24 protein-coding genes are annotated in these 23,723 nt (G+C 64.5%); 18 read left to right on the top strand and 6 right to left on the bottom strand.

Annotated elements, in window-relative coordinates; genetic code table 11:
• Positions 1-192: 192 nt before the first annotated feature.
• Both ACFFNX_RS02225 and ACFFNX_RS02220 read left to right on the top strand, forming a co-directional pair.
• Positions 193-1,305, top strand: coding sequence for an ImmA/IrrE family metallo-endopeptidase (locus ACFFNX_RS02225; RefSeq protein WP_378194205.1), 1,113 nt, complete (start codon positions 193-195; stop codon positions 1,303-1,305).
• Positions 1,302-2,498 (top strand): hypothetical protein, encoded by a 1,197-nt coding sequence (locus ACFFNX_RS02220; protein ID WP_378194202.1) that lies wholly within the window; start codon positions 1,302-1,304, stop codon positions 2,496-2,498. The genes ACFFNX_RS02225 and ACFFNX_RS02220 overlap by 4 nt, the downstream gene beginning before the upstream one ends.
• Here the strand turns inward: ACFFNX_RS02220 and ACFFNX_RS02215 are convergent.
• The 3 genes from ACFFNX_RS02215 to fxlM all read right to left on the bottom strand — a co-directional run bounded on the left by ACFFNX_RS02215 (position 2,491) and on the right by fxlM (position 5,129).
• Positions 2,491-3,114 carry a hypothetical protein gene (locus tag ACFFNX_RS02215; protein WP_378194199.1) on the bottom strand — a complete coding sequence of 208 codons (624 nt, stop codon included), beginning with the start codon at positions 3,112-3,114 and terminating at the stop codon, positions 2,491-2,493. The two genes, ACFFNX_RS02220 and ACFFNX_RS02215, sit on opposite strands and share 8 nt — an antisense overlap.
• Positions 3,115-3,304: 190 nt before the next feature.
• A complete protein-coding gene (locus ACFFNX_RS02210) occupies positions 3,305-3,817 on the bottom strand; it encodes a DUF6624 domain-containing protein (protein WP_378194196.1) in 513 nt (170 codons plus the stop codon).
• 82 nt (positions 3,818-3,899) lie between these two features.
• Positions 3,900-5,129, bottom strand: a complete 1,230-nt coding sequence (gene fxlM / locus ACFFNX_RS02205; protein WP_378194193.1) for a methyltransferase, FxLD system — start codon at positions 5,127-5,129, stop codon at positions 3,900-3,902.
• 502 nt (positions 5,130-5,631) lie between these two features.
• Between fxlM and ACFFNX_RS02200 the strand changes: the two genes are divergently transcribed.
• The 7 genes from ACFFNX_RS02200 to ACFFNX_RS02170 all read left to right on the top strand — a co-directional run bounded on the left by ACFFNX_RS02200 (position 5,632) and on the right by ACFFNX_RS02170 (position 14,730).
• Positions 5,632-6,495, top strand: coding sequence for a hypothetical protein (locus tag ACFFNX_RS02200; protein ID WP_378194190.1), 864 nt, complete (start codon positions 5,632-5,634; stop codon positions 6,493-6,495).
• A 308-nt stretch (positions 6,496-6,803) separates the two neighbouring features.
• Positions 6,804-7,160 carry a CU044_2847 family protein gene (locus ACFFNX_RS02195; protein ID WP_378194188.1) on the top strand — a complete coding sequence of 119 codons (357 nt, stop codon included), beginning with the start codon at positions 6,804-6,806 and terminating at the stop codon, positions 7,158-7,160.
• Positions 7,153-8,103, top strand: a complete 951-nt coding sequence (locus tag ACFFNX_RS02190; RefSeq protein ID WP_378194185.1) for an AAA family ATPase — start codon at positions 7,153-7,155, stop codon at positions 8,101-8,103. The genes ACFFNX_RS02195 and ACFFNX_RS02190 overlap by 8 nt, the downstream gene beginning before the upstream one ends.
• Entirely contained in the window at positions 8,103-9,866 is a 1,764-nt protein-coding gene (locus tag ACFFNX_RS02185; RefSeq protein ID WP_378194182.1) for a hypothetical protein, read from the top strand. Before ACFFNX_RS02190 ends, ACFFNX_RS02185 begins: the two co-directional genes overlap by 1 nt.
• The gene (locus tag ACFFNX_RS02180; protein WP_378194180.1) at positions 9,863-11,161 is read left to right on the top strand and encodes a CHAT domain-containing protein; all 1,299 of its coding nucleotides are present in this window, start codon (positions 9,863-9,865) and stop codon (positions 11,159-11,161) included. The genes ACFFNX_RS02185 and ACFFNX_RS02180 overlap by 4 nt, the downstream gene beginning before the upstream one ends.
• On the top strand, positions 11,158-13,884 hold the full coding sequence (locus ACFFNX_RS02175) for a restriction endonuclease (RefSeq protein ID WP_378194177.1): 2,727 nt from the start codon (positions 11,158-11,160) through the stop codon (positions 13,882-13,884). Before ACFFNX_RS02180 ends, ACFFNX_RS02175 begins: the two co-directional genes overlap by 4 nt.
• Positions 13,885-13,968: 84 nt before the next feature.
• A complete protein-coding gene (locus ACFFNX_RS02170) occupies positions 13,969-14,730 on the top strand; it encodes a hypothetical protein (RefSeq protein WP_378194174.1) in 762 nt (253 codons plus the stop codon).
• Positions 14,731-15,077: 347 nt separating this feature from the next.
• On the opposite strand, the gene ACFFNX_RS02165 is transcribed toward ACFFNX_RS02170, so the two are convergent.
• The gene (locus ACFFNX_RS02165; RefSeq protein ID WP_378194289.1) at positions 15,078-15,725 is read right to left on the bottom strand and encodes a site-specific integrase; all 648 of its coding nucleotides are present in this window, start codon (positions 15,723-15,725) and stop codon (positions 15,078-15,080) included.
• Here ACFFNX_RS02165 and ACFFNX_RS02160 point away from each other — a divergent pair.
• The 7 genes from ACFFNX_RS02160 to ACFFNX_RS02130 all read left to right on the top strand — a co-directional run bounded on the left by ACFFNX_RS02160 (position 15,654) and on the right by ACFFNX_RS02130 (position 22,028).
• The gene (locus tag ACFFNX_RS02160) at positions 15,654-16,043 is read left to right on the top strand and encodes an NAD-dependent epimerase/dehydratase family protein (RefSeq protein WP_378194281.1); all 390 of its coding nucleotides are present in this window, start codon (positions 15,654-15,656) and stop codon (positions 16,041-16,043) included. The two genes, ACFFNX_RS02165 and ACFFNX_RS02160, sit on opposite strands and share 72 nt — an antisense overlap.
• Positions 16,044-16,361: 318 nt before the next feature.
• On the top strand, positions 16,362-16,679 hold the full coding sequence (locus ACFFNX_RS02155) for a hypothetical protein (RefSeq protein WP_378194171.1): 318 nt from the start codon (positions 16,362-16,364) through the stop codon (positions 16,677-16,679).
• Positions 16,676-17,152, top strand: a complete 477-nt coding sequence (locus ACFFNX_RS02150) for a hypothetical protein (protein WP_378194169.1) — start codon at positions 16,676-16,678, stop codon at positions 17,150-17,152. Before ACFFNX_RS02155 ends, ACFFNX_RS02150 begins: the two co-directional genes overlap by 4 nt.
• 783 nt (positions 17,153-17,935) lie before the next feature.
• Positions 17,936-18,205 (top strand): hypothetical protein, encoded by a 270-nt coding sequence (locus ACFFNX_RS02145; RefSeq protein ID WP_378194166.1) that lies wholly within the window; start codon positions 17,936-17,938, stop codon positions 18,203-18,205.
• The gene (locus ACFFNX_RS02140; protein ID WP_378194163.1) at positions 18,198-18,803 is read left to right on the top strand and encodes a DUF6879 family protein; all 606 of its coding nucleotides are present in this window, start codon (positions 18,198-18,200) and stop codon (positions 18,801-18,803) included. The genes ACFFNX_RS02145 and ACFFNX_RS02140 overlap by 8 nt, the downstream gene beginning before the upstream one ends.
• Positions 18,804-18,875: 72 nt before the next feature.
• Positions 18,876-19,328 carry a DUF6082 family protein gene (locus tag ACFFNX_RS02135; protein ID WP_378194161.1) on the top strand — a complete coding sequence of 151 codons (453 nt, stop codon included), beginning with the start codon at positions 18,876-18,878 and terminating at the stop codon, positions 19,326-19,328.
• Between the two features lie 45 nt (positions 19,329-19,373).
• On the top strand, positions 19,374-22,028 hold the full coding sequence (locus tag ACFFNX_RS02130; protein WP_378194158.1) for an ATP-binding protein: 2,655 nt from the start codon (positions 19,374-19,376) through the stop codon (positions 22,026-22,028).
• Between the two features lie 117 nt (positions 22,029-22,145).
• Here the strand turns inward: ACFFNX_RS02130 and ACFFNX_RS02125 are convergent, their stop codons facing one another.
• Together ACFFNX_RS02125 and ACFFNX_RS02120 are read right to left on the bottom strand one after the other, a co-directional pair.
• On the bottom strand, positions 22,146-22,643 hold the full coding sequence (locus ACFFNX_RS02125) for a hypothetical protein (protein WP_378194286.1): 498 nt from the start codon (positions 22,641-22,643) through the stop codon (positions 22,146-22,148).
• Positions 22,549-22,782: a hypothetical protein gene (locus tag ACFFNX_RS02120; RefSeq protein WP_378194278.1), complete on the bottom strand. Its 234-nt coding sequence runs from the start codon at positions 22,780-22,782 to the stop codon at positions 22,549-22,551. The genes ACFFNX_RS02125 and ACFFNX_RS02120 overlap by 95 nt, the downstream gene beginning before the upstream one ends.
• A 371-nt stretch (positions 22,783-23,153) precedes the next feature.
• Here ACFFNX_RS02120 and ACFFNX_RS02115 point away from each other — a divergent pair, with 371 nt between their 5' ends.
• Positions 23,154-23,324, top strand: a complete 171-nt coding sequence (locus ACFFNX_RS02115; protein WP_378194155.1) for a hypothetical protein — start codon at positions 23,154-23,156, stop codon at positions 23,322-23,324.
• Between the two features lie 75 nt (positions 23,325-23,399).
• Complete coding sequence (locus ACFFNX_RS02110; RefSeq protein WP_378194152.1) at positions 23,400-23,594, top strand: hypothetical protein; 195 nt, start codon at positions 23,400-23,402, stop codon at positions 23,592-23,594.
• Positions 23,595-23,723: the final 129 nt, after the last annotated feature.

The raw sequence follows: 23,723 nt of genomic DNA, 5'->3' as shown, positions 1-23,723 counted from the left end.
GCATCGACACCCGGACCAGCAAACAAGGCCACCCCGGTGGCCCAGCGCTGGTCGCTCACCATCGTTGCCGTGCCCCTGGGTGCTCTCATCCCGGTCACGTACCAGAGCCGACCCAATTCAAGGATCAGGAATATTTTGAGGTGATATTCTGAGGAATCCGATGCCGCTGACCACCGAGCCAGGGAGGTGACGATGGTTTCCGCGGAGCCAGAGACCGCGCATGCAACGATGTTGACGCTTGCCCGGGAATCCCGGGGTGTGACCCAGCTTGACGTCGCGAAGGCCATGTCAGCACTGGCCGGCGAGCGCATCTCCCAGGGGTACGTGAGCAAAGCAGAGGCCGGTCGGCTGAAAGTGAGCGGTGCACGCCTGGAGCTGTACGGCCGAGCACTGCGTTACCCGCCTGGAACGCTGTGCATGGACGCCGACGTGCACGGGGTGGGAATCGGCCTGGTTCACCACCGCAAGAAGGCGGCGCTCGGCGCGCAGGCGCTACGCAGGATTCACGCCGAACTCGCGCTGACGCGCCTTCAGGTCCGCGGACTGGTCTCCGCCGTCACCGAGGATGTGCATCACTTCGAGCGCGTCGCGGTGACCGACCTGGAGTCGCCTTCGGACGCCGCACGAACGTTGCGCAAGCTATGGAATCTCCCCGAGGGCCCCGTCTCCGACCTCGTACAGACCATCGAACAGGCCGGGGGCCTGGTCCTCACCCGGGATCTAGGGACTCGCGATGTGGACGCGGTCAGCCAGTGGGAGGGCGTGGAAGCTCCGCTATTTCTCCTCAACGCCCACGCTCCCGGCGACCGGTTCCGGTTCAGCCTCGGCCACGAACTCGGCCATATCGTCATGCATCCCGAGCCGGGCGCCACCACACTGCAGGAACGCCAGGCCGATGAGTTCGCCAGTGAATTCCTGATGCCCGCCGCCGACATCGTCGCTGATCTCCGCAACGGGTTGGACCTGAACCGTCTTCTGGCCTTGAAGCACCGGTGGAGGGTGTCCATGGCAGCGCTGGCTCGCCGCGCGGTGACGCTGGCCGCGATCAGCGACTGGCAGTACCGCAATCTGATGGTCGAGATGTCCACTCTCGGATACCGGACCCACGAGCCGGGCGATCTCGCACGCGAGTGCCCCGGCAAAGTGACCGCGATCGTCGAACGGCTCACCCACGCACAAGGCCTTGATCGGGTGGCCGTGACGGCTGGGCTTCTTCCTGAGGAATTCCGCAGGCTGTATCTGTCTGACGCCGCTCAAGACGGCGATTCCCCCGACGCCGACACCGTTCACGAGGTACACCGATGAACGACCGTCCCGTTCCCACGGACCACAGTGGCCAGACGCTCACGCACATCGGACGCCAAGGCAAGGCCGCAAGCGCGGTGGCCGAGCGCATCCTGATGCTGGACAGGCCACGATTCGTCAAGGAAGTGCCTGACTACCTCGACCCCGACCATGGCGGCTTGGTGCTATGCGGTGACAATGCTGCCGCTCGCACGCTTGAACTGGCCAAGAGCGGCTACAGCGGGGTCCTCCTGGAAGACGCCGCGGCGTATGAGAAGGAGATCGCCACAGGGGTGGCGCCATTCGCGCTGCCCGACGGAGACCTGCTTTTCGGCGGGGACCTCGACAGTGTGCTTCAAGCGCAAATCGAGCGCGGCGCCACTGCCGCGCTGACGCCCACCCGATACGTCCCCGCCGGCGCCTCCGACGCCCTCAAAGCCATCATGGTCGCCGCTCAAGCGATCGACTGCGACGACGTCATCGTCGTTGCCCCGATATCGATCGCTTGGCTCCGCAGGGAGTCACGAGCACAGCTCACCGCGGTGTTGAAGCGTATTCCGCATCCGGTGGCGTTGGCCCTCGGGGGCCAATATGACCCGTTGAAGGCGTTTGCCGCGGCTCCAGAACACCTACGGGACCTGCTCCAGGAGGTGCCCGGCGTGGGGCTGTGGCGCACCGACCTGGCCGGCTTCGACGTCCTCGCCCACGGAGGCTCCTTCGCTGCCATCGGCGCGGGCGGATCGGTACGGCATCTGGTGCCCGCCGGGGAGCGACCTGAATCGTCCAAGCCGTTCCCGCACTATCCCAGCGTGCTGGTCCCAGAACTGCTGCGATACAGCGCGGCCGATTTCCTCGCCGACGCCTACGCCAACACCACTCCCCCGCGGTGCTACTGCCCGAGGTGTGGTGGGACGTTCCTCGACGCCTTTTACGACCGCACTGACGTGATCAGAGCCGCCGCCCACGCTCACAACGCCGCGACCTGGAACAGCTGGCTTCCCGGCTTGTTCCAGCACCAGCGACTCGGTGACCGACAGCAGTGGTGGCGAAACCGCTGCAAAGCGGCGGTCGACGCCCACCTCGCCGAGAATGTCCGGATCGAACAGCCCGGCAGATTCAAGCCTCCGCCAGCACTCAAGAAGTGGGCCGACCTCCCACTGCGCGATGCCCCAACCGCACCCGCCAGCTCGGGAGCAGAGCAAACGACTACCTGACCTGCCGGTAGACCTCTTCGAGGAATCGCCAACCCGCCGCAGTAAACCGATTACGGCGGAACCTGGCAGGCGCTACCAAAACGTCCGGTTCGGTACCCCCTGCAGCGACGATGACGCCGATGCCGTAGAACCCCGCCTCCAAGCGCAACGCGTCGAGATCACGGGGCGGCGTGCGAAGCACCATCGCCCGTGAGCAAAAGGGCGCAAACCGTCCAGCACGCTCCAAACCCTTCCGCCAAGAACGAGCAGGAACCATCGCCATCTCAACCCCCAGCGGCGGCACCGCCTGCCGGATCACCATCCCCGCGCTCACCAGAATCGTCCCCTGCGGAACCGTCCGGAGCATGGATCGCTCCGCAGGCGTCAGCGCCTCCAAGGCCACGGGTTTGCCTGTGGGAAGTCCGAGAAGGAAGTGCAGAATGTCTGGAGAGGTGATGGCACCCAGCCCTGCCGCTCGGCGACGATCGCTCTCGTCCTTGTCCAAGCGGAAACTTAGCACCGCACAGGTTCCCTGAACCCACACCGTCGAACGACAGCCGGCGAACCCGGCGCCAGCAGATACCACCGAGGCAATCTCGCTGATGGCCTCCGCAGAGAGCTCTGCCGTACTCGTCATAGGCCCACCCTCTCGCAGCCGTGCCGTCCCGATCCACCCGGGGTCTCCCGGCGAGCCGGAGAACAGATGGGCCACCCCCATAGCCGGGCCATCTGCAGGGCGGAAGTGTTTCCCCGTGCCTGGTGACGCGTCCTACCCTCCTCCGGTGGTTTCCAGTTGCACCCGTTGCTGGGGACCAGCAAACCCGGGGTTATTGATTGTGGTCGCGGACCAGTTTCAGGTAGTCCGCGAGAGAGCCAAGGCCGACCGCCGCGCGACGTTCGTCGACTGCCTGAGGCTCAGCCAGGGGAGCTGGGGCGATCTCACCATCGTCAGCCAGAACGAGTTGTGTTCCATACAGTTGTGGCTGGTCGACGTTTCGTAGGCAACGGTCTTCAAGGTAGGCCAAGTCCTTCAGCCTTGCTTCGCCGTCCGCAACCGCATCGCGCATCAATGCCAGGAAGATCCGCTGCTGGACGGGGTCGGCGTCCGCATGCTGAGCAATCAGCCACGCAGCGTGGGCCGCATCGAGACCGACGTCGCTGATTCGTGGCCAACCGTACTCAGCGGCCACCGCAGCGAGCCATCGCGTGTTGTCGGCATCCACCACCCGGGCCTGCTCGCGCTCCTGCTCGGTCCACCGCCCACCGGGTGCGTTCTTCCTGACCTCCTGGTCGAGGTCTCGCCGCCGCAGCAGCTCAGAAGCCAACTCAGCCAGGTCCACCAGACCTCCGGTTGCCGCTGTCGGGTGCTTGCCAGCTATTTGGACGGCCAGGCTGCTCGATCGGGCAGCGGAAACTTGAAGCTCAGCTGGCCGGCGCGGTTCGAATAATGATGCGCGTGTGCCGTTTTTCCGCGACCAGGTGGCCGGCGACATCGGTGGCGGTTCCGGCTGGGTGGACCTCGATCCAGGTGTTGGTCAATGATCGGCCGTGACGGTCCCAGCGGCGAATCTGCTCAGTGACACGGTCGGCTAGCTGCTCGCCCTGCGGGCCGTATGCGCACACGCCCAGTTCGAAGATTCTCGTCCCGTCGTCGCCACGGGGAGCCTCCCGCATGGTGAGGTAAGCGAACGTATCAAGGTCGAACACGGCCATACTGCCCCAGCGGTACATGGGCTCAACGAGCATGCCTTCGATCGCGTCGCCGCGTGCGAGGAGGCGGCAGAACCCATCCATGGTGGCCAGCCAAAACTCAAAGTGGCCGAGCTCGGATTCCGTGGCGTTCACGCCCAGCCAGGTGTGGCAGGCGGGGTGCTTGAGTGCGCCACCGAGGGCCTCGGGGTCTACGGATTGCCGGTCATCGAGTCGCAGGAAGACCTCGATGTCGTCGCGGAGTCTGACGGTTGACTCGGGGCAGTACCCGGCGCCTCGCATCGGAATGAACCCGCAGTAGATCATGGATCGGCTCCGCCAGAAGCCGTTCCCGCGTTCGAGTGCGACCGAACGCGTCAGCCCACGCACCCGCAGCGGCACCACGATCCTGCCGTCCATGGTGAGCTGGTCGGACCAGGCGGGCGGCACGTCCCAGGCTCCTGCGGTGACGATGATCCTGTCGTAGGGAGCGTGACCCGGGTAGCCGTACTCGCCGTCGCCGCAGATCACATGCACGCTGCCGTAGCCGGCAGCCGCAAGTCCGCTCCGGGCCGCATCGACGACGTCTCCATCGATATCGATGGTCGTGACATGCCCGTCCGGGCCCACCAGGTGCGCAAGGAGCGCAGCGTTGTAGCCCGTCCCCGCCCCGATCTCCAGGACGCGGTGGCCCGGCTGCACGTCGAGTTGCTCAAGCATCTGCGCGACGATTCCCGGTGCGGAAGCCATGCTGCGAGGTCGGCCGTCCGCCCCTGGGTGGGTGATGACGCCGTCGTGAGCATAGGCGGCCTCGACCGCGACGTCGGGGACGAACAGATGTCGTGGAACTCCACGCATCGCAGCCTCAACCCGCGGTATATGGAGCGACCCCCACGCAATGAGCTGGTCGACCATCGTGTTCCGCAGTTCTTCCGGAGGCGTCGGGGCCGCGTCGAGACTCACTCAGCCAAGCCTACGACCGTGGCACGTGATCGTTCGGTATCTCGAAGGGCCCTGCCTGGATCTGGCGCACATTAGCTACTTCCCATCTCCTGCAAGGAAGCAACCGTCACGTCCTAGGAGTACGTCCCGGCCAGCACGGTCCCTGCCACGACAGCCGAACTCGGGAGCACGCTGCAACGCCTGCGCCCCCTGGCTCACCCTTCGCTGCCACTGAGAATTCTTTCCGACCCACCCACCGGCGTCCGCGACGCCATCCACCGACAACACGGCGTCCTCACCTCCAACGAACATCGCTGGCTGAGCTGACGTACCGATGAACGGCCCCCCAAGGGCCGGTGCTGTCGGCCGGGACGGCGGGCTGCTCTCACATGCCGAGCTCGTTGCGATCCTCACCGCCCCCGGCGGGCCGATGCCACAGCCGGAACCCGCGACCCGAGTTGGCTCACGTCACCGACACGATAAATCGCTCGCGCCGCCACTCTTGATCCCACAAGATTCGTCTATGACCACTTCCTCGCTCGATGACTGGTCACCCGCTGACAGCCCCTACGCCATCGCCGTATCGGAGGCGCAGTGGTGGCTGCACGCGGTTGAGCTGACCGTCTTCCGTATGCGGGAAGGCGAGGAGCGCTGGACACACCCCTTCAACGCGGAGCAGGTCGACGCTCGTCTACTTATCCTCGCGTTGCGTCAGCTTCTCACTGCGGAGCAGCTCGAACAAGCCGCCCTTCGTGACCTGGACGTGGACCCAGCAGTTGGCCAGGCCCTCACGGCCGCCCGTCAGCGCTTCGACGGCTCGTTGCCCGGTCTCAGGCACATGCGCAACGCGCTCACACACTTCGATGCATGGTCGCGCGGCCAAGGATACGGCCCACAGAAGGATCGTCGGGATGCCGGTGAGCCCCTACGCGATATCGCTCGCGTTTTCTCGGCCTTCGGCTACGACCCTGGTGCTGACACCGTCACACTTGGGCCGTATACAATCCACGTGAGGGTTGCACTTGAGGCCGCCTACGACTTGTGCGAGGCCGTTTGCGCCGCTGCCCACGAGGTCGACAAGAAGACTGCCGCGGACCTGCGTGTCAAAGCCCTCCAAGTGTTGACCAATGCTGGCATTCAACCTGACACTGTCGATGCACTATTGCAGCTCCTTCATGGGTTTGACCTGCGACTGGTGCTGTTCCCTGACTCCGACGGACTGGGCGATGAGCGCGCGAAGCTGGCCCAGAAAGTAATTAACGCCCTCACCAGCGCGGATATCTGCCTCATCTCTTCTGTTCAACCCGGGGCTCAAGACATCACTATGCGTCTAGTAGGCGGAGAGTGGTTGTACGTGCGGCCGGGCGCCGATGTCGGGCCCTCGTAACGATTTGAAGGACACGCGCGGGATATTCGGCTGATCCTCGAATCCGACGCTACTTTCTCGGTCGTGCTCATGCGGTTGCCGTTGCCCTGGTCGTTGCGATCCTCACCCGCCTAAGAGGACCGGTGTTGCACGGGCCGGAGCCTGCCGCCGCGGTGAAGGCGTTCCAGTTGCGATCCTCACCGACCCGGGTGGGTCGGTGCTGCCGGCGATCGCGACCACCGCCAATCGTGATAGGCGAAGAGCCGGGACAATTTCCCAGTTCCCTTGCAGACTGGGCATGTCGTTCACGAGCTCGGAAGGGACTGCGGATGGTCGTCGTGGTGGTAGAGACCGAGGATGGAACCGATCCGATCCAGGTCCAACTCACGGATGCACCTCGTGCGGCGGTGTCGGACGTCTACGGCGACGAGACGATCCGCAGCGCGCGGGAAAAGGTCGTGAAGCTGGCGCAACCGCTGTTCTCCGAGGCCATCGACCTCATACGGTCATCCGCGACACAGGTGAAGCAGAAGCTCGATGAGATGCCGGCGCAGACGCGGCCCGACGAGTTGGAGGTGCAGTTCGCGGTGAAGCTGGACGCCAAGTTCGGCGCCGCCATCGTGGAGTCCACCAGCGGCGCGCAGTTGCAGGTCACGATGCGCTGGAACGGCGGCGGGAATGGCTGAGGCCGGCACCGTCCCGCTCCTCCCGTACAGCTACGTGCTCGGGCAGGACACGCTCCGCCGCGCCCTCGAGATCGCCTACGTCGCGCCGTCGGTCGGCGGGGTCTTGGTCAGTGGCGAGCGGGGCACCGCGAAGTCCACGACGGTACGCGCGTTCGCCCGGATGATGTACGGCGAGTTGCCGGTGACGTTGCCGATCAACGCGACGGATGACCGGGTCGTCGGCGGCTGGCGGATCGACGCCCTGATGGCGGGAAGGACCGAGCCTCAGCCCGGGCTGCTCGAACACGCGAATGAGCAGGGCGTGCTCTACATCGACGAGGTCAACCTGCTGGACGACCACATCGTCAACCTGATCCTCGACGTGGTCTCGACGGGCCTGCTGGCGGTGCAGCGAGAGGGACTCGACCGGTCGGACATCCCTCTGTCGTTCACGCTGGTCGGGACCATGAACCCCGAGGAGGGGACGCTGCGCCCCCAGCTCCTCGACCGGTTCGGGCTGCTGGTGCCGGTGACCGCAGAGTCGGATCCGCGGGTACGCCGCGAGATCCTGCGGACCGTCCTGCGCTTCGACGAGGAGCGCGCCCGGCCGACCTCGGAATGGCTCGACCGCGGTGCCGCACTCGACGGCGAGCGGCGGGACAGGATCCGGGAGGCCCGCGATGCCGTCGCCGACGTGCGTCTTGGTGACGACGCCGTCACCCTGTGCGCACGGATCGCCGCAGAGTTCCAGGTGGCGGGCCACCGGGGCGAGATCGTCATGGCGCAGGCCGCGAGGGCGACGGCGGCCCTGGAACGACGGACGGAGCCGACGCCGGAGGATGTACGGGCGGTCACACCGCTCGCGATCATGCATCGCAGGCGCGAGGCGGTGTACGGCGAGGGCATCGCCTGGACCGACGAGGACGCGGCGACCCTCGACAAGGTGCTCGCGGAGGATAGTTGATGCACGTCCGCGAGCGGGTGGCCACGGCACTGGCCTGTGCGGCGCTCGATCGCCGGCTCGCCGGGATCCTCATGTTCGACCTCGACCCGGATCTCCTCCTGCCGTTGACGCGCTGGCTGTGCGATCTGATCGGGGCGTCACCCTCGGTCAGCGTGCTGGGCGCCACGACGACCGACGACGACCTGTGGACGCGGGTCCGCCCCGAACTCGCCGGAGCGGCTGGTTTTCGGCTGGAGCATGGTCCGCTCGTCGGCGCCGGCCGGCCGCCGGGCCTGGTCGTCGTGCCCGATCTCACCCGGCTCGGACTCGCCGGCGCCCGAGCCGCCGTGACCATGATTGGGGCGGACGTGGTCCATCTCGAACGGACCGGCCTGCAGGTGCGCTGGCGCCCCGAGGACTACTGGATCGCCTGCTGCCGGCGCGACGAGGTGGGGAGGGTCTCGCCGCACCTGCTCGATCGGTTCGCGGTCCGTATCGACGCGGACGGCCTGGGCGTGCGCCGTGGGACGGGCCCGGACGCCGCGCCCCTGCTCGACCCGCCGGATCCACGCTGGGTAACGGCCGTGCGGACGGGTCGGTTGGCCGGTCTGTCGAAAGCGGCGGCCGAGGACGTCGTGGAACGCGTTCCGCTGGGCGCCGCGGGCATGCGGCGTGAGCTGGCGCTCGCCCGCATCGCCCGCGCGCTGGCCGCGCTGGACGATGACACCGTCGTCGAGCACGAGCACGTCGATGCCGCGGCGCGCCTGATCGGGCTCACCCCGCCGGCCGCCACGGACGCCCCTGCTACCTCGCCCGTTGAACCGCTCGTACGCGGCGTTGACGAGCCCGGCGACGGGGAGGTCCAGCAGGACGTACGCCGGATCGAGGTGCCCGAAGGAGAATCCGCGCCGCTGCGGGCCGGTCCGCTCCCGGACGCCAAAGAACGCGGGTACCCCTATCCCGAGGATCATGCCGATCCCGAGTACGACCCCGACCCGCTCCGCTTCGGCGCCCGCCAGCGGATGGGCGGCGGACCGCCGCGTGGCCAGCCCGTCGGAACACGGCCGGCACGTGAGCTCCGCGACATCGCCGTGACCGCGAGCCTGCTGGAGTCGGCGAGGTTCCAGGCGGTCCGCTGCGGACGGCAGCACTTCCGGCTCGGCCACCCGCTTCACGTCGAAGCGGCGGACCTGCGCAGCCACCTGCGAGGACCACGACCGGCGCATCTGCTCGTCCTGGTGCTCGACCACACCTGCCACCGCAGGTGGGACTGGTACGACGCACTGACGCCGTATCTGCGGTGGGCGTACGCCGCCCGCGCGTCGGTGGGCGTGGTCGAAGTGGGCGCGGCCGACGCACCCGACGAGTTGTGCGCATGGGGGTTCTCCGCACGCGGACTGCTCGATCCCCGGGTGGCCGCGGCCCTGGAACGCCGCCCCGGACGGGCCACGCCGCTCGCCCACGGCCTCAGCCTCGCCGCACGTCTGCTGCGCCATGACACCCAGCAGGGAGACGCACCCGTCACCGAGGCGGTACTGCTCGTCGTCACCGACGGCCGTGCCAACATCCCGCTCGCGGCCAGCCGGTCGAGGCGCCTGCCGGAACGCGTCGCCGCCGAAGGCGTCGAGGACGCCCTCCGTGTGGCCTGCCAGATCGGCACGCTGCACCGGGTGCACAGCGTCGTCGTCGGTCCCGGCTCTCGTCCCGGCGCCCACCTCACGGCGATGCTGGCGGACGCACTCGGCGGTTCCGTCATCACCGGCGGCGCAGGGGAGGACGGGTGATCCCCGAGAACCGCCGCCGGTTCCTGGGCGCCGTGCTCGGAGGCGCCCGGCGCGCTCCGGGCGGCGCGGGACGGATGCGGCCCCCGGTGACCCGGAGCCGCCCGGCGCCGGAGGCCCGCGACACGCCCGATTCGGTACCAGATACCCGCGATGCCGGTGATCCGATGGTGCTCGACGTCATCGAGGCCAACCTCGGCGCGGGCCTGCCGGAAGGCATGGCCCTTCTCACGGTCATTCCGGTACGCCAGGACGACGGGAGCCCCGCTTTCCGGCTGCGCGGTGTCTGCTGCTGCGGCGATGCCACCGATTTTCCGGAGGTGTACGGCCGTCCCCGGCTGGAGCTCGGGTCCCTGGTGTCCGGAGACGGTGAGCTGCCCGCGGACGTGCTGAGTCTCATGCAGATGTGGTCACGGACGAAGACCTGGCTGATCCGATGGCTGGATCGACGCCTGGCCGCCCACGGGGACCGGCTCCAGCTGGTGATCTGGGATGACACGGGATACCGCATCCCCTGGGAACTGTTCTGGCTGGAAAACAACTCCGGCCGCTACGAAGGCTGGCTGGGCGGCATCGTGACCACCACCCGGTGGCTGTCCATCCGCACCTCCTGGCCCGAGGCCGTACGCGACTATCGCTCCGCGCACACCTGCACCGGGCCGGTGGCCACGTACATCGATGGGGCGATGGACCACGACCTGTCGCTGCTCAGCGGCTACCAGGTCGAGCCCAGCGGCAGCATGTACGAGCTGACCAAGGCGCTCAGGACCGACGGCGATGCCCTGGCCCTGGTGTATGTCGCCGCGCATGGGGAGTTCGGCGAGCAGGTGTCCGAGTGCACCCTGGGCAGCCTGCCGCTCATGCACGTTGATCCGATGAGGTTCCTGCGGCTGAAACCGTCGGCCACGTTCGTCTTCCTCAACGCCTGTCACTCGGGCTCTCTGGGCTATGACACGAAGTGGATCAACGACCGGGTGCTGCGCGGATTCGCGGAGGTCTTCCTGCGATCGGGCGCGGCCGGGGTGCTCGCGACGAACGGCGGCGTGGGTGACCGCCTAGCCCACGAGATGGCCGGTGAACTGCTCCGGCGCCTTCGTGACACCCCGGGACTGTCGGTGGCGCAGGCCGTCCGCGATCTGCGGGCCGAGGCCGCGAGCCTGGCGCCGGTCGACCTCGCCGCAGTCACCGGCACCGCAGCCAACAAGAAGCTCCTTACGCTGCTGTACCGATTCATGTATGTCTGTTACGGGAGCCCGCGCACGCAGGTCCTCCCTGACACGGCCAAGGGGGCGCGATGACTCCCGGCACCGAGATCACGCTGTCGCTTGAGCCGGTCGTGACGCGGCCTCGCGTCATGACGCTCGGACGCCCGCACCTCGTGGCCGTCGATCTCCGCCTCGCCGGCCCTATCGAGGAATGGCCGTACGACGAGGAAGAGTTCGCCTTCACCTGCATGCTCGACGGGGCGGGCGACCTTTCGACGGTGGCCGTGAATGACGCCACCGTCCTGGTCCACCGTTTCGGCGGCTCGTACGGTCCCGCCGAGTTCCTCGTCACGCCCGATGAGACGACCGGGGACCACTCCCTCTGGCTCAGCATCCTCACGCCGCGCGGCGTCGTGATCCACACGTCCGAACTCCCGGTACGCGTGCGGACGGAACCGCCGGACGCCACCCCGACGGCGACCCGCTCGCTCCTCGCACCGATCCCGGTCGCCCGCCGAGCGGGCGGGGAGCAAAGCGGCCCGCGTCCGGACGAAACGGATTCGAGTCCGCAGTACGTCTACATCGCGATCGAGCCCATCGACACCGTCCCCGATCGCAGAGTGTCCATGTTGATCACGGACTTGCTCACCGTGGCGGGCTTCAGGGCCGGCGACTGCTCCATCGGGGATCCCGGACCGAACGGAGCGTTCTGCGTTCTGCGTCCGGATTCGGTCCGATCGGTTCCCGCGTTTCTGATCGAGTTGCGGCGCGCTTCCTCCCTGGCCGGGCTCCGGCTCTGCGTCGCGCTCGATAGCGGCGTCGCGGGGCCCGCACGGGCGACGCCGTCAGTGCTCCTGCGGCTGCTCAGCTCCTTCACGCTGCGCGCGGCCGAGGAACTGGAGGACGGCGTCGCCGTCATCGTGACTGACGATCTCTTCCAGGATCTGATCGATGAATTCCGACGGCTCCGACCGTGGACCTTCCGTAGCGCGCAGATCAGTGGGCCCAGCGAAGACGTCTCCAATCATGCCTGGTTCTCGGTTCCGAGCCTGGAGCAGCTCCAGGAAGATCTCGCGAAAGTCCTAGCCGAGCTCTTCGGCCAGCGGACGAGCGCCTCATCCATCCTGGCGGACGTCGGCTTCCCCTCCCACCGCATACCGACCATGCAGGATCCAACCGAGTTCTGGGAGTCGATCGCGGCAGATTTCGCTCTTGGAGCCGTCCCCGGTGGCCTTGCTCAGCTCGCGGAAACGGCGAGTCACTTCTATCCGGGAAATGTCGAGCTGCTACGCATCACCAGGGCCCTTCGGGAGGTCGAGCCATCGTCGTACGAGGTCCTCACGCTGGTCGGCAGCGATCGCCACGACGACTTCCTGCGGTTGGTGCGCGCCCGGATCGACCCCGGCGCCGAAATATTGGCGACCTCCCCCCAGACGTGCGCGGTGCTGATCGGTGGTCCGCCCTCTCTGGAGAAGGTCCATTCGGTTGGGGAGGTGACGAGTGGATGGGGCGAGGTACGGCTCCAGTTGCGGCGATACGCCTTCCGTCCCGCGGCGCTGGAAAGTCTGCTGGTTCGGCACACCGACGGCCAGACGTTCGAGCTGCGCGGCGTGCCGAATACCACACAGATCCGGGAAATCGCCAAGGCGCTCGCCGACCAGTACCCCACGCCGGATGAACCGCGCGACCTGGTGCTGGAACGGGACGGCCCGCGGGGGACGCCCCATCGGCTCGACCCGGACCAGACGCTGCACGATGCGGGGATCCGCGATGGTGACGAACTACGCCTCGTCCGGCCACCCGCGGAGGACGATGACCATCTCGTGGTGCTTCTGCGCCGGCCCGATGTCCACCTCATCGTCGACGGCAGCAATGTGGCCCATCACCGGGACAACCCTCTACCCTCCGACGATCGGCACGGGCGTGTGGTGACCGGTCTTGGACGTCTGGCGGAAGAGACCGGTGCGGAGGTCACCTGTGTTTTCGAGGGCGGGGAGTTGACGCCCGTGGCGGTCGTCGCACCGCGCGGGGTAAGGGTGCTGTTCAACGAGCCTGGCAGGTCCGTCGAGGAACTGATCGAGCGACTCGCCCGGGCGGAGCCCGCAGAACGCCCCGTCGTGGTCGTCTCATCTGACCGGATCCTGACCTCGGCACTCCCGGACTCGATCGCAGTTGTCCGATCCGACGTGCTGCTGCGCCGCCTCACCCGGACGCCCGGGGACACCACTCGAGGTCCACGGCCCGAACTGGCTCAGGAACTACGAGACCTTACCGGAGAAGATCTTGAGCTCATAACCCTCAGAGATTTCATGGCGGACGCTAAGACTCATCTGGCGTCGACAGGCTCCGACGAGACGCTCAGCGAATTGCCCGAGGTTGAGAATGCTGTAGAACTACCGGCGATCTTTACCGACCCTTCCTCTTCACCGAATCTACTCGATATCTCTCATCATGAGTTTATGCGCCTCATTCACTATCTTCTGAATAGAATCTATTCTGGATACGATGTGACGCCAACGGATGGACCCGGCGATCGCGGCATAGACTTTCTGTTGGTTAATCCCCAGATCGGGAAGTCCATTGTAGTGCAGGTCAAACATTCTCGCCACGCACTCGACTCACACGCCGTGCACGAGGTGTTTAGCGGTCTAGAGTTTGCCGAAGCCGCGGCGGCTCTCCTTATAACTACCTCATCCTTCACGAGGCAGGCTAGAGAAGCCGCGAAAGATCTTCCCGTGACATTGATTGCCGGCAAGACGCTACTCGGCCTACTTAGCTCCATAGGAATTGACGCTGTGATTGATGATGGAAGTTGAGTGCAATTTGAAGGTATTGCGCTTAGTGGCATTTGATCGCCAAATGGTCCGGGGCTCATGGCGCAGTTTGCGATGCAACAGACCATGGACGAGATCACCGACTATCTCGCCACGATCGACGAGAAGGTCGACGACGTGCCGCGCGCCCAGAAGGACGCTGCGTTGGCCCGCATGATCGGAGTGGGCTTCGTCATCGAGGAGACCATGACCATCCGAGAGAAGAGGGGCAGGGTCGACGAGGTCACGTGGTCGAAGGTGCAGGCCGCGCCGGCGACGATCACAGAAACCCAGGCGTACGCATTGCGGCAACTCGACTCACTCGCGGAGAAGATGGAGCGCAAGACCAAGATCGATGATCTCGCCACAACGGCCAAGGAAGCCGAGTCCATGGTTCGGGAGTGGCTCGCCGTTCTGGCTCGCTGCTTCCAACTGCAGGACGCGATCGCCGTGCTCGAACTCGACCGGGCGCTGGACGCGTCTCCGGAAGAGCTGGACGGGCATCGCCTCGGACTGAAGGTTGCCCGGCAGGACCGGCTGGAACACATCTCGCGGAGCACCGAGCGGCTGGTGGCCCGGATGAATGCGGCTGCTGGCGCGGCCAACGCGAAGGTGCTGCTGCACCCGGCCAAGTCCCCGGCTGTAGTCCAGTCGAGCAACCATGTCACGACCGGCGCCATGACTTCCACGGGCGGCTCGGGATCGAGTCCGGTCACCAGTCACCGGAGACGAGACGATGGGCGGACGCGGCCGCGGAGGCCAGGGGCAAGGCGCTCGAGACAGGAGCAAAGGGCGTCGATGCCGCCAGAAGCCGCGGCAACGAGACCCTCAACCGGGTTAGCTCGGTAAAGGGCAAGCTCGCCAGCGGGATCGCCGAGCGAGCGCGCCGTCGGCGCGGGGATGATGAGGAACGCGACGAGGAAGGCTGAGTGAGCGCCGACCGATCAGCCACGTGCGCAGCCCGACTACGCCCTCAACTGCGAAGAGCCCGGAAAGTAGGCCACTGCGATAAACGCCTGTGGCCTACTCTTCACTTCCTTCATCCTCATTTCAGCACGTCTCCCTAAGGCGACATCTCAGGACTTTCAGACAGGGCTCGTTCTATCTGCCCATTTACTGCCGCCTCCTGGTTGTCGAGACAACCTGCGTATCGCTTGAGAAGTACCTCGACGGAGTTCCCGGCTCTGTTAGCCACCTCAGCGGGATTCACGCCTGCGTTCAACCAGGTGGTGAGCGCAGCATGGCGAAGGTCGTACGGCCGCCCAGCGAGTGGTGATTCGACCTGAGCAGGTGTGAAGGCGAGCCTTCTCACCTCCTCCCATGCGCGAAAATGTTGTAGATCCGACGATGCCGCCGCGCTCGTTTCGGAAGAGACGGCCATCATCGGCCACGCCGAACTCCTTGATGTGCGCCTTGAGGATCTCTACCAGCCAAGGCGGGATAGGAGCATTCCGCACGGCGTTAGCATCGCGCTGCTTAAGTCCACGAGGATCGTGCCGGTTGCCACTGTCGGTCCACTTCTTGGTGGTGATCGGCAGCGTCTTGGCCAGGATGAGTCGCCCCCATCCCTTGTCGGGAAGTTGGCAGTCGATCTCACGGAGCGCGACGGCCTCGGCCGGCCGGAGCCCGGCGTAGTACAACACGGCGAAGAACGCCACCAGCCGACGACCACGTGCGAATGTGCTGGTGAAAACGCCTCCCGCGACGACCCATCGCACCATGTGCGGCTTGGTCTTGCTCTTCGCCTTACCGATCTTCCATGGCCGTCGGACATCTCGCGTTGTTCCCCTGCTGCCCGGCGTTCCGCGCCGACCTGGCGCGGCGGAGTTCTGGGCGTCGCTCACGCTCGCCCCTCCCCAAGACCGGCGAGCCAGCAGTCCAACTCGGCGCGGCGGATAGTGCTGCGGTTCTTCACCGCCTTCGGGCCGCGTGTGAAGCCGGCCATGGTCGTGCCGCGCATGTTCCGCTCCGCTCAGACCGGCGAGCCGATGCCGCTGTTCGGCGACGGCGATGCCGTCCGCACCTGGACCCACGTCGACGATTTGATCGCCGCGGTGCTGTGCGCGATCGACATTCCCTTGGAGCCGGGCCAAGCCGAGGTCGTCAACGCCGCCGGGTGCGTACTGTGTGGCGCCGAAGGAGGACTCGCCCTGTCCAGCTAGACCTCGCAGCGATCCTCTCGACGCGGAATATTCAGACACTGAACATTCTGAGCGATCTTCCATCGAGGTTTGGTGCGGCGCACCGGTCCGTCGCCTGCTCAGGATAAGGGACGGGAGTCATCAGCCAGTCGGTAGCTCTTGCGGGACCGGCTGGAATTCACTAGGCTACAAGCCCCGGTGGGGCAGGAGTGTGCCCAACCGCCGACGAGGTCCTTGATCCAAATTCGGATCGGGGACCTTTGCCATGTCCGGCACATCTTCATCCCTCTGAAAGGCCTCGCGCTCGCGCGGGGCCTTTCTGCGTCTCAGGAGAACCCCATGATTTCCACCTCGACCGCTCAGCTGGCCTTGATCGTCACCGCGTGGCTGGGAACCCTTCTGATCGTATGCGTCACTCTTATGTACGTACTGGTCACGAGGTTGATCGATAAGACCGACGGCACCGACATCCCGCGGGTGCTTCCCGAGCTGAGGCCGCTGCTCATCACCTTGGCTCATGGTCTCCTGCAGCCGATCGATACCATCGCCACTCTGCTGGGCGGCAGAATCGGCACCCGCGTCGAACCGCCCGACGGACCCGATGGCCCTGTGCAGGCTGACAATGGGATCGGGCGGACGCGAGGGGAGGAGGCATGAGCCGACGGCATGCGGGCCGGATCGGCTGGAGCGATCCGACCGCGCAGCGAGCCATCAGACCTGAAGTCGAAAAGGTCCAGAACTTCCTCGAGGAGAACTTGCTTGAGCGGGACGCGCGGATTCTCCTACGCCACTTCGGATTCGTCGGCGGAAAGGTCCCCACGCGCCGGGAGCTCGCGGACATGGAAGGTGTGTCCGAGACGCGAATCGATCAGCTCCGGGACAGAGCTCTCGAGCGGCTTCGCGTCGCACTGGATGGTCAAGACCCCGAGGAGATTGTCGCGCTCGTCGAGGGAACCCGATTCACCGACGTCCGCGAGGAGGACCTGCTCACCTGCCAACAATGTGGGCGTACGTTTCCCCCCAACCCGACCGAACGCCGCGGCCGGCCTCGGAAGTACTGCCATGACAAGCAGTGCCAGAAGAGCGCCCGGCGAGCCCAGCGAAGTCATACAAGGCCCTCAAACGAGTGACAACCCGTGGCGCCAAGCCACGGGCCGAGGGCGTTCTGTGCCATTCGTGTTATCCGCGTGTGCGGGGGTCGTGATGCCAACAGCAGCCGCGTACAGAAGGCCATCGTCCTGCTCTGCGACCGTGCCGACCAGAACGCCTTGGACGCTACCCGAGCGGTTGGTCGGCCTACTCCCATGTGGAGCAGACCACTCTCCTGTGCCGTGCCCTCGCCGACCAAGGCGACGACGCCGCTGCTGAGCGCCTAGCTCGTCTGCCAGGGCTGCAAGCCAAGGGCGGATGACCGAGAAGCCAAAGCGCAAGTCGAAGACATAACAGTCCAGACCCGCCTAGCGCCGCCTGTAATCCCTGGCGAACGGCGAAGCCTGGCTGGGCGGCTTCGGTGCGAGCTCGCCAGGCGGCCTTGGCGTCGGCCCGTGCGGCGGTGAGGTTCTGGCTTGACCTGGACGGCGGCAGCGAGCGGCTATCACGATCTCCATACCCGTGGCGTCACCAGAGGCTCGTGTCTGTCGGGTCTGAAGCAGGTGGTACGCCCCAGCGAACGCGAACGACGGCCAGGCGGCGATCAGCCGGCTGACCGCCGCTGGATCCGCGACCGGGGCGTTCGCTGCGAGGCTGGCCGGGAGTACCGACGATAAAACTGCTCTCCCGCGCATGGGATCCCTCACTTGTTGCCTGCGCCGACCTCACCAGCGGTTGGGCAATGGATCTGCCGAGAGACTTGAGACCCTCCTTGAGCACGTGCGACCGTGCTGGAGACCCGTCCTCGTAGAGGGAGCTGTGGCATGTCGCGACCGTGGGAAGTGGATCCGGACGCTCAGTTCAGACGGCGGCTTGGCAAGACGGCGGCCGAGTTAGGGAACAGCCGTACCACCAACGACTCCCCGGACATCTGGAAGCTGGATAACGGCGACATAGCGATCGTGGGCCGTCACGTGACCGCCACCTTCGCCGACCGGTTGCCCGAAGATCTTCGGATCGGTGATGGCGAACGGCTTGTCGTCATCCCGGGGAACATGCTGAGCGCGGCCAAGCCGGACATCGCGGATGCTTGACCGGATACGAGAGCTCCCGGGCAAGACGCTCAACATCGAGACCTACCACGCGTTGCGGCGCGAGGAGAGCGACCACCTGACCGGGCCGATCTGGAAGCTGGAGCGTTCGCAGTACTTCCACGAACCCGACGACGATCCCAGCTGGCAGGCGTTCAACGCTGGTGACTGGCCGAAGGTGCTAGCGGTGTTCGAAAGTGAACGCGGCGAGGCGCAGGCCGAGACGGCCAAGTACGCCCGGCACGGCAGCGAACTTCGCCGGCTCCGGATCGTTGAACGGCCGGTGACCCCATACCTACTGTGGGAGATGCAGTGGTTCAAGATCCTCGACGAGGAAGACACCGCGATCCGCGTCCTGGACGCCGAACAGATCCGCGACCTTGAGCATGATGCCCCGCTTCCCGAAATCCTCGCCGACGAGCACGCGCTCTATCACGTCAGCTACGACGAGGAGTGGAGAGCGTGCGGCGCTCGGCGTATCGAGGACCCGCAGATCGTCCGCCAGGCCATCGATGAGATCGCCGAACTATGGGAACCGGCAGAGCCACTCGCCCGCTACTTCGCCCGCGAGATCACACCGCTGATCCCCCAGGTTCGGTAACGGATCAAGGTGTGACGAAGCGGCATGTCTCGGAGAGCCGGTCACCGTAACGGTGCACTGACTACGGCCCTCTTGCTGCTCATCGCCGTAGCGGCCGTTGCTTTGATCGGCATCTCGCCGGTCGCTCTGGGGATCTTCCACGGCGCTACCGGGAAGTGGGAGCGGCTGAGCTTCATCGGCCAGATCTATGGCGCGGCATCCGCGATCATCTCGGTGCTGGCGCTGGTCGGCATTGTCTTGACGCTGAGCTGCCAGGCACGCGAAGCGAAACTTGCCTGCCAGGAGACCCGACGCCAGGCCGTCAGCGACCTTCTGAAGATGGCGATGGACGATCCCGACCTCGACGAGTGCTGGGGACCGGTCCCACCGCCAGATGATCCCAAAACACGCAAGCAACTCCTCTATACCAACATGATCATCTCTGAGTGGTCACTGTCGTTCGAGACAAACACTCCTCAAGGAGCACGTTCATGCCATCGCGAACGAGATGTTTCAGGGCTGGGTCGGGTGCCAAGCTCACTATAAGTGAATATTCGATCCTCGACCTTACACACCAAAAGGGACGGCTTCATGAATAAGAGCTTCGTAAATCGCCGCGATGAGATGCGACGACTAGAAGAATTCTATATGCGCGTCCAAACAGGAAACGGAGGCATTCTCTTACTGTCGGGCGTGGCAGGTATTGGCAAGACGGCCCTATTGAACGAGTTTCGCAAAAATCATTCAGGAGCTTCCGAGAAACGGAGCACACGCATCGTGGCAACGCGCTGCAATACCCAGATTGGCCAAGAGGACGCATATGGACCAATTAAGTCCACCCTCTCACAGCTCCGCAGTAAAGCCCCTAGGAGGCTCTGGCGCGCGTCGAAGGCAGCGAGTAAAGCCGTCCCTGATCTTCTCGCGCTTGTGCCTACAGCGGGACCGGCCCTAAAGGCGGCGTCTCAAGTAACAGCTGCAGCGATCGAAGCAGGCGTAACAGCCGGAGATAGCCTCTCTCCCTATCGGGAGAGCGTTATCCAGGCCGTTAGCTCCGCAGTGGCATCAACGTCTTCTGCCGAACATCCCGTCATAATGATTATTGACGATGCACACCGAATCGATCCCAGCACATCTGCAGTCATCGACCACCTCACCGATGAGCTCGCCGACCGCCATCTCGGTTTCATATTGTCACTCGCGGTCGAAGAGATGCAAAGCCGAAAGGATTTGCATCATCTTCTACAAAAATGGGAACGCAACGACATTCTTACCGAGGTCGAGCTCAAGGGCCTTACAGAGTCGGCCACCGAAAAATTCGTACTTCAGAATTTTTCGGCAGAAGCCGAGCTGGCCATACCCGCGATAAGCGAACTTCAAGCTCTCACTGACGGACATCCGCTGTTTCTTACTCAATGCCTACAATTTATCGCAGAGGCACGTTCGATCGATTTCGACATCACGACGCCAATTTTCCGGACGGTGCGCAGCGCCATCGGCCGTCGCCTCGAAAATCTCGACAAGGAAACACTTGAGCTTCTCACTCTAGGTGCAACCCAGGGTGACATTTTCACGACCGCTACCCTCGAAGGCATGTCGTCGCTATCACATACCCAAATCCTCAACCGTCTCCATGAACTTAGTCGCAAGCATGGACTGATCAAAATTAACGAGCGAACCGAATGGACAGATGACAGCTACTCCGACAGTTACTACTTCGAGCATGGCCTCCTACAACAGATACTTTACGAGAGGCAGAGCCATGCGCTAGCACGCGAGCGCCATGCTCACATCGCCGAAACACTCTCATCGCTCACGGCCGACGATCCGGACACGCCACTAAGAGTAAGTCTCGACATCATTCGACACTATCGCGCCGCCGGAAAATTCGAGGAGGCAATAGGACGTAGCCTGACGGTAGCCCGTCAAGTCGCAATTATTGGCACGTCTTTCGACGAAGCTGAATCTGTTTGCCGGTCCGCCATCATCGACCTTCATAAAATCCCTCGGTGGACTCGGCAAGATCGGTGGCTCGCCGAAGCAACTGAGCTTCTGCTCATATTGACTGAAACCCATTGGCGAGTTCCGAAGCATGGAGCTTCGGATAGCGACGTAATGACTCTGGCGCGCGATGCCCAGCAGGCAGCCGAACGAGTCGGCGATTCGAGGCTGATCGCTCGTATGCTTTTGTTGCGAGGACGGGTTACTCTGCATACCACGGGTCTCGCAGAGTCGCTTCGGCTGCTCGAACGCTCGATTGAGGTTGGTCGCGCCGCCGGTGATCCGGTCACACTTTTCGTCGCCCTCGCTGAACTTGGCCGTCAGCTACCCAAACGTGATCTAAATGCTGGTCTTGAGATTCTCCATGAAGCCGAAAGGCTTTTCGAGGAAAGTTACGAATTGCGGAACTCACTCGACCCCGCAGTCCTCCATGCTCGCAACCTTACGGAGATGCAGCTAGGCGTCAATTACTTCGATATCGGCGAGTTCGGAGAGGCTGAACAGCGACTAAGCCGCTGCGTCGAGCACCTTCGCACACAGCCTTTTAATGTAGAGCTCCCAATAGCGTTAAATTACTTGGCCCAGCTAAAAATTTCTATGGGAGCACGGGATGAGGCTTACGCAGTTCTGACTGATGCTCTCACCTTAGAAGAGAATCGCGGCGGTCCGAGCGGATGGCATGCATATAACAAGATCTTACTCGCCCTCACGATCAGCCCCTATAGCGACCGTGAAAGCTGCCGGAGAATCGCAGACGAAGCCTGGGCGGAGACCGAAGAGACCTGGCTCGTCAACCTGGTACCGATCGTGAGAAACATTTACGCTACGGTTCTACTCGAACGCGCCGACGGTGACGCATCTTGGCTGGATGATGCAGACCGGCTTGCCGCAAATACCATCGACGAGACGCAGAAAACGGGGATGGTTCGCAGCGAGATCGCAGCTCTAGTCCTCCGCAGTCGAATAGCGCGCATTCGTGGTGATCGAAGCTCTGCAGTGGAGCTAGCCATCCAAGCAGTTACGATTCTCACTCAATTCGGCGACCTACCCGCGCTTCGTACCGAGGAAGTTCTCCTGCACGCCGCCCTCGCAATCAAGGATGGCGGAGACTCTCGGTTCGCCATATCCCTGTTGAAGAGAGCATGGAGAGAGGTTCAGAGGAAAAGCAACTCTATCGCCGATCCGATAGCAAGAACACGTTTCATCAATAACGTACCCCTCAACCAGCTCATTGCGCGTCTTCAATGACGACCGGTTCGAATGACCCTCCCCTATCACGCATACTGCGGGTCCGGACTCGTAAAGGCACGACCTACGACAGTCGCGGAAGCCTCTCCCTATCGTGCTCGTCCGAGCAGGTTGTAGTCATTCGGCACCAACTCCAGAGGTGGCTGCGTTATGAGACGGCGCCAGGGCGCCGGCGTCCCCAGCGCTGTTAACCAGGCGTCCCCATCGAGGACTGCGGTTGAAGCGTTTCGCGATAGCTGCCCCTGCGGGCAGCCTGCCGTCCTCTGAGCGATTGGCCAACGCCCACGCCCACGCTTGGCGTTGAAGACCCCTTCCCGCATCGTCTAACAGCCGGGTGCCCTCGGCTCCGTCATCGACCGGACCGCCCTGGGGATGAGTCTCCAATTCGTCTGCCAGCGCGATCAGGCTGATTCGGCCGATGCGGAGCTGGCTCTGAAGTAGATGGTAGGCCCCGACGAAGGCGAACGAGGGCCAGGCGGCGATCAAACGACTGATCGCCGTCGGCTCGGCGACTGCGACGTTAGCAGCGAGACTGGCCGAGCTCCCGATGAAGAGGAGCACCCAGGGCAGCCATTCTCCGCGCTTGCCCTTTTTGCTGGCAAGCAGGACGGACATGGACGCCACTATGACCACAATGCCGGGGAGTTAAAGGTCCTGGTGGGTTGTCATGTGCCTCGCCATGCCAGAGCGCGAGTTCGCGCATATGGCCAAAGCTCAGGACAGCCGCGATCACCGCAAGCAACGCCACGCTCATCACGGTCGTGAGGCGGATGCAGCGGTTGGAGGAACACCCGAGGTCTTGTTGTTCCGCCATCGGCGATCACCTGCTCCCCCGCAGGGACGCCTTGCTGAGGACGAAGGGATATGCGTTTGGTTCGTGTCCCCCCGCCGTACTGAACCCCCATCTCATCCGGACGGACCGGCGCTCGGATCGAGTCGCTCAACGCGGGCCGCTCTGCCGGGGACTGCCAGGTAGGGCAACTCTGTCTTCGATGATCAGAAGCGTTCCCCTGTTCTGTGTGCCCTGCAGGGGGCGCCAATCCCGACAGTTCGCGAACCTTCTTGGTGCCTACGTCGATGTAGGCGCTGGGGAGGCGGAACACTGGTTGGATGTGGTGGCGTCCGGTGACGCGGACTTCGTGGACCAGGGAACTGGAGGAGCGTCTTGCGGACGGCGGGTGCGCCGTGCTGGATCGCTTCCTGGATGCGTTCTCGTGCCTGTGCGAGATCGTCTTCGGATGGTGCCTGCGGGACGTCGGCGAGGGCGTCAAGCAGTTCGATCTTGCGCTCGCGTAGCTGGGCTACCTTATCCGCGAGTTCGCGGACGCGGCGCCCGCAGGTGTCTTCGGGCAGGGTCTTGGCCTCGAAGGCGTGAAGGTAGCGCTCGATGCCGGCTTCGGCGCCGGTGATCTCTGCTTCCACAACCTGGAGCTCCTTTTGGTCGATCTGTTGTCGTTCGGCTCGGCGTGCGGCCACCGCGGCGACGGCCTTTTCGAACAGGCCGACGTTTTGGTAGGTGGCCAGCAGCGCGTCGACGACAGCTTGGTCGAGTTGCTCGGCGGGTAGCCGTTCTGCGTTGCAGCTGTGGGTGCCGTATTTGTTGCGGGAGTAGCAGGTGTTGGAGCGCCCCGGGTTGGGTGGAGGGCCTGATACCTGGAAGGGTGAGGGGCTATGGCACCCCCGAGGAAGTACCCC

This window comes from Actinoallomurus acaciae (assembly GCF_042429965.1).
Classification (GTDB): Bacteria; Actinomycetota; Actinomycetes; order Streptosporangiales; family Streptosporangiaceae; genus Actinoallomurus; species Actinoallomurus acaciae.
Note: the sequence above shows the minus strand (reverse complement) of the source record. Positions and strands in the feature narration are given on the sequence as shown.

Excerpts from the sequence above, each read along its gene's own strand:
- ACFFNX_RS02225 (WP_378194205.1), top strand. The coding sequence starts at position 193 with ATGGTTTCCGCGGAGCCAGAGACCGCGCATGCAACGATGTTGACGCTT.
- ACFFNX_RS02220 (WP_378194202.1), top strand. The coding sequence starts at position 1,302 with ATGAACGACCGTCCCGTTCCCACGGACCACAGTGGCCAGACGCTCACG.
- ACFFNX_RS02215 (WP_378194199.1), bottom strand. The coding sequence starts at position 3,114 with ATGACGAGTACGGCAGAGCTCTCTGCGGAGGCCATCAGCGAGATTGCC.
- ACFFNX_RS02200 (WP_378194190.1), top strand. The coding sequence starts at position 5,632 with ATGACCACTTCCTCGCTCGATGACTGGTCACCCGCTGACAGCCCCTAC.
- ACFFNX_RS02195 (WP_378194188.1), top strand. The coding sequence starts at position 6,804 with ATGGTCGTCGTGGTGGTAGAGACCGAGGATGGAACCGATCCGATCCAG.
- ACFFNX_RS02190 (WP_378194185.1), top strand. The coding sequence starts at position 7,153 with ATGGCTGAGGCCGGCACCGTCCCGCTCCTCCCGTACAGCTACGTGCTC.
- ACFFNX_RS02185 (WP_378194182.1), top strand. The coding sequence starts at position 8,103 with ATGCACGTCCGCGAGCGGGTGGCCACGGCACTGGCCTGTGCGGCGCTC.
- ACFFNX_RS02175 (WP_378194177.1), top strand. The coding sequence starts at position 11,158 with ATGACTCCCGGCACCGAGATCACGCTGTCGCTTGAGCCGGTCGTGACG.
- ACFFNX_RS02170 (WP_378194174.1), top strand. The coding sequence starts at position 13,969 with ATGGACGAGATCACCGACTATCTCGCCACGATCGACGAGAAGGTCGAC.
- ACFFNX_RS02155 (WP_378194171.1), top strand. The coding sequence starts at position 16,362 with ATGATTTCCACCTCGACCGCTCAGCTGGCCTTGATCGTCACCGCGTGG.
- ACFFNX_RS02150 (WP_378194169.1), top strand. The coding sequence starts at position 16,676 with ATGAGCCGACGGCATGCGGGCCGGATCGGCTGGAGCGATCCGACCGCG.
- ACFFNX_RS02145 (WP_378194166.1), top strand. The coding sequence starts at position 17,936 with ATGTCGCGACCGTGGGAAGTGGATCCGGACGCTCAGTTCAGACGGCGG.
- ACFFNX_RS02140 (WP_378194163.1), top strand. The coding sequence starts at position 18,198 with ATGCTTGACCGGATACGAGAGCTCCCGGGCAAGACGCTCAACATCGAG.
- ACFFNX_RS02130 (WP_378194158.1), top strand. The coding sequence starts at position 19,374 with ATGAATAAGAGCTTCGTAAATCGCCGCGATGAGATGCGACGACTAGAA.
- ACFFNX_RS02125 (WP_378194286.1), bottom strand. The coding sequence starts at position 22,643 with ATGTCCGTCCTGCTTGCCAGCAAAAAGGGCAAGCGCGGAGAATGGCTG.
- ACFFNX_RS02120 (WP_378194278.1), bottom strand. The coding sequence starts at position 22,782 with ATGAGCGTGGCGTTGCTTGCGGTGATCGCGGCTGTCCTGAGCTTTGGC.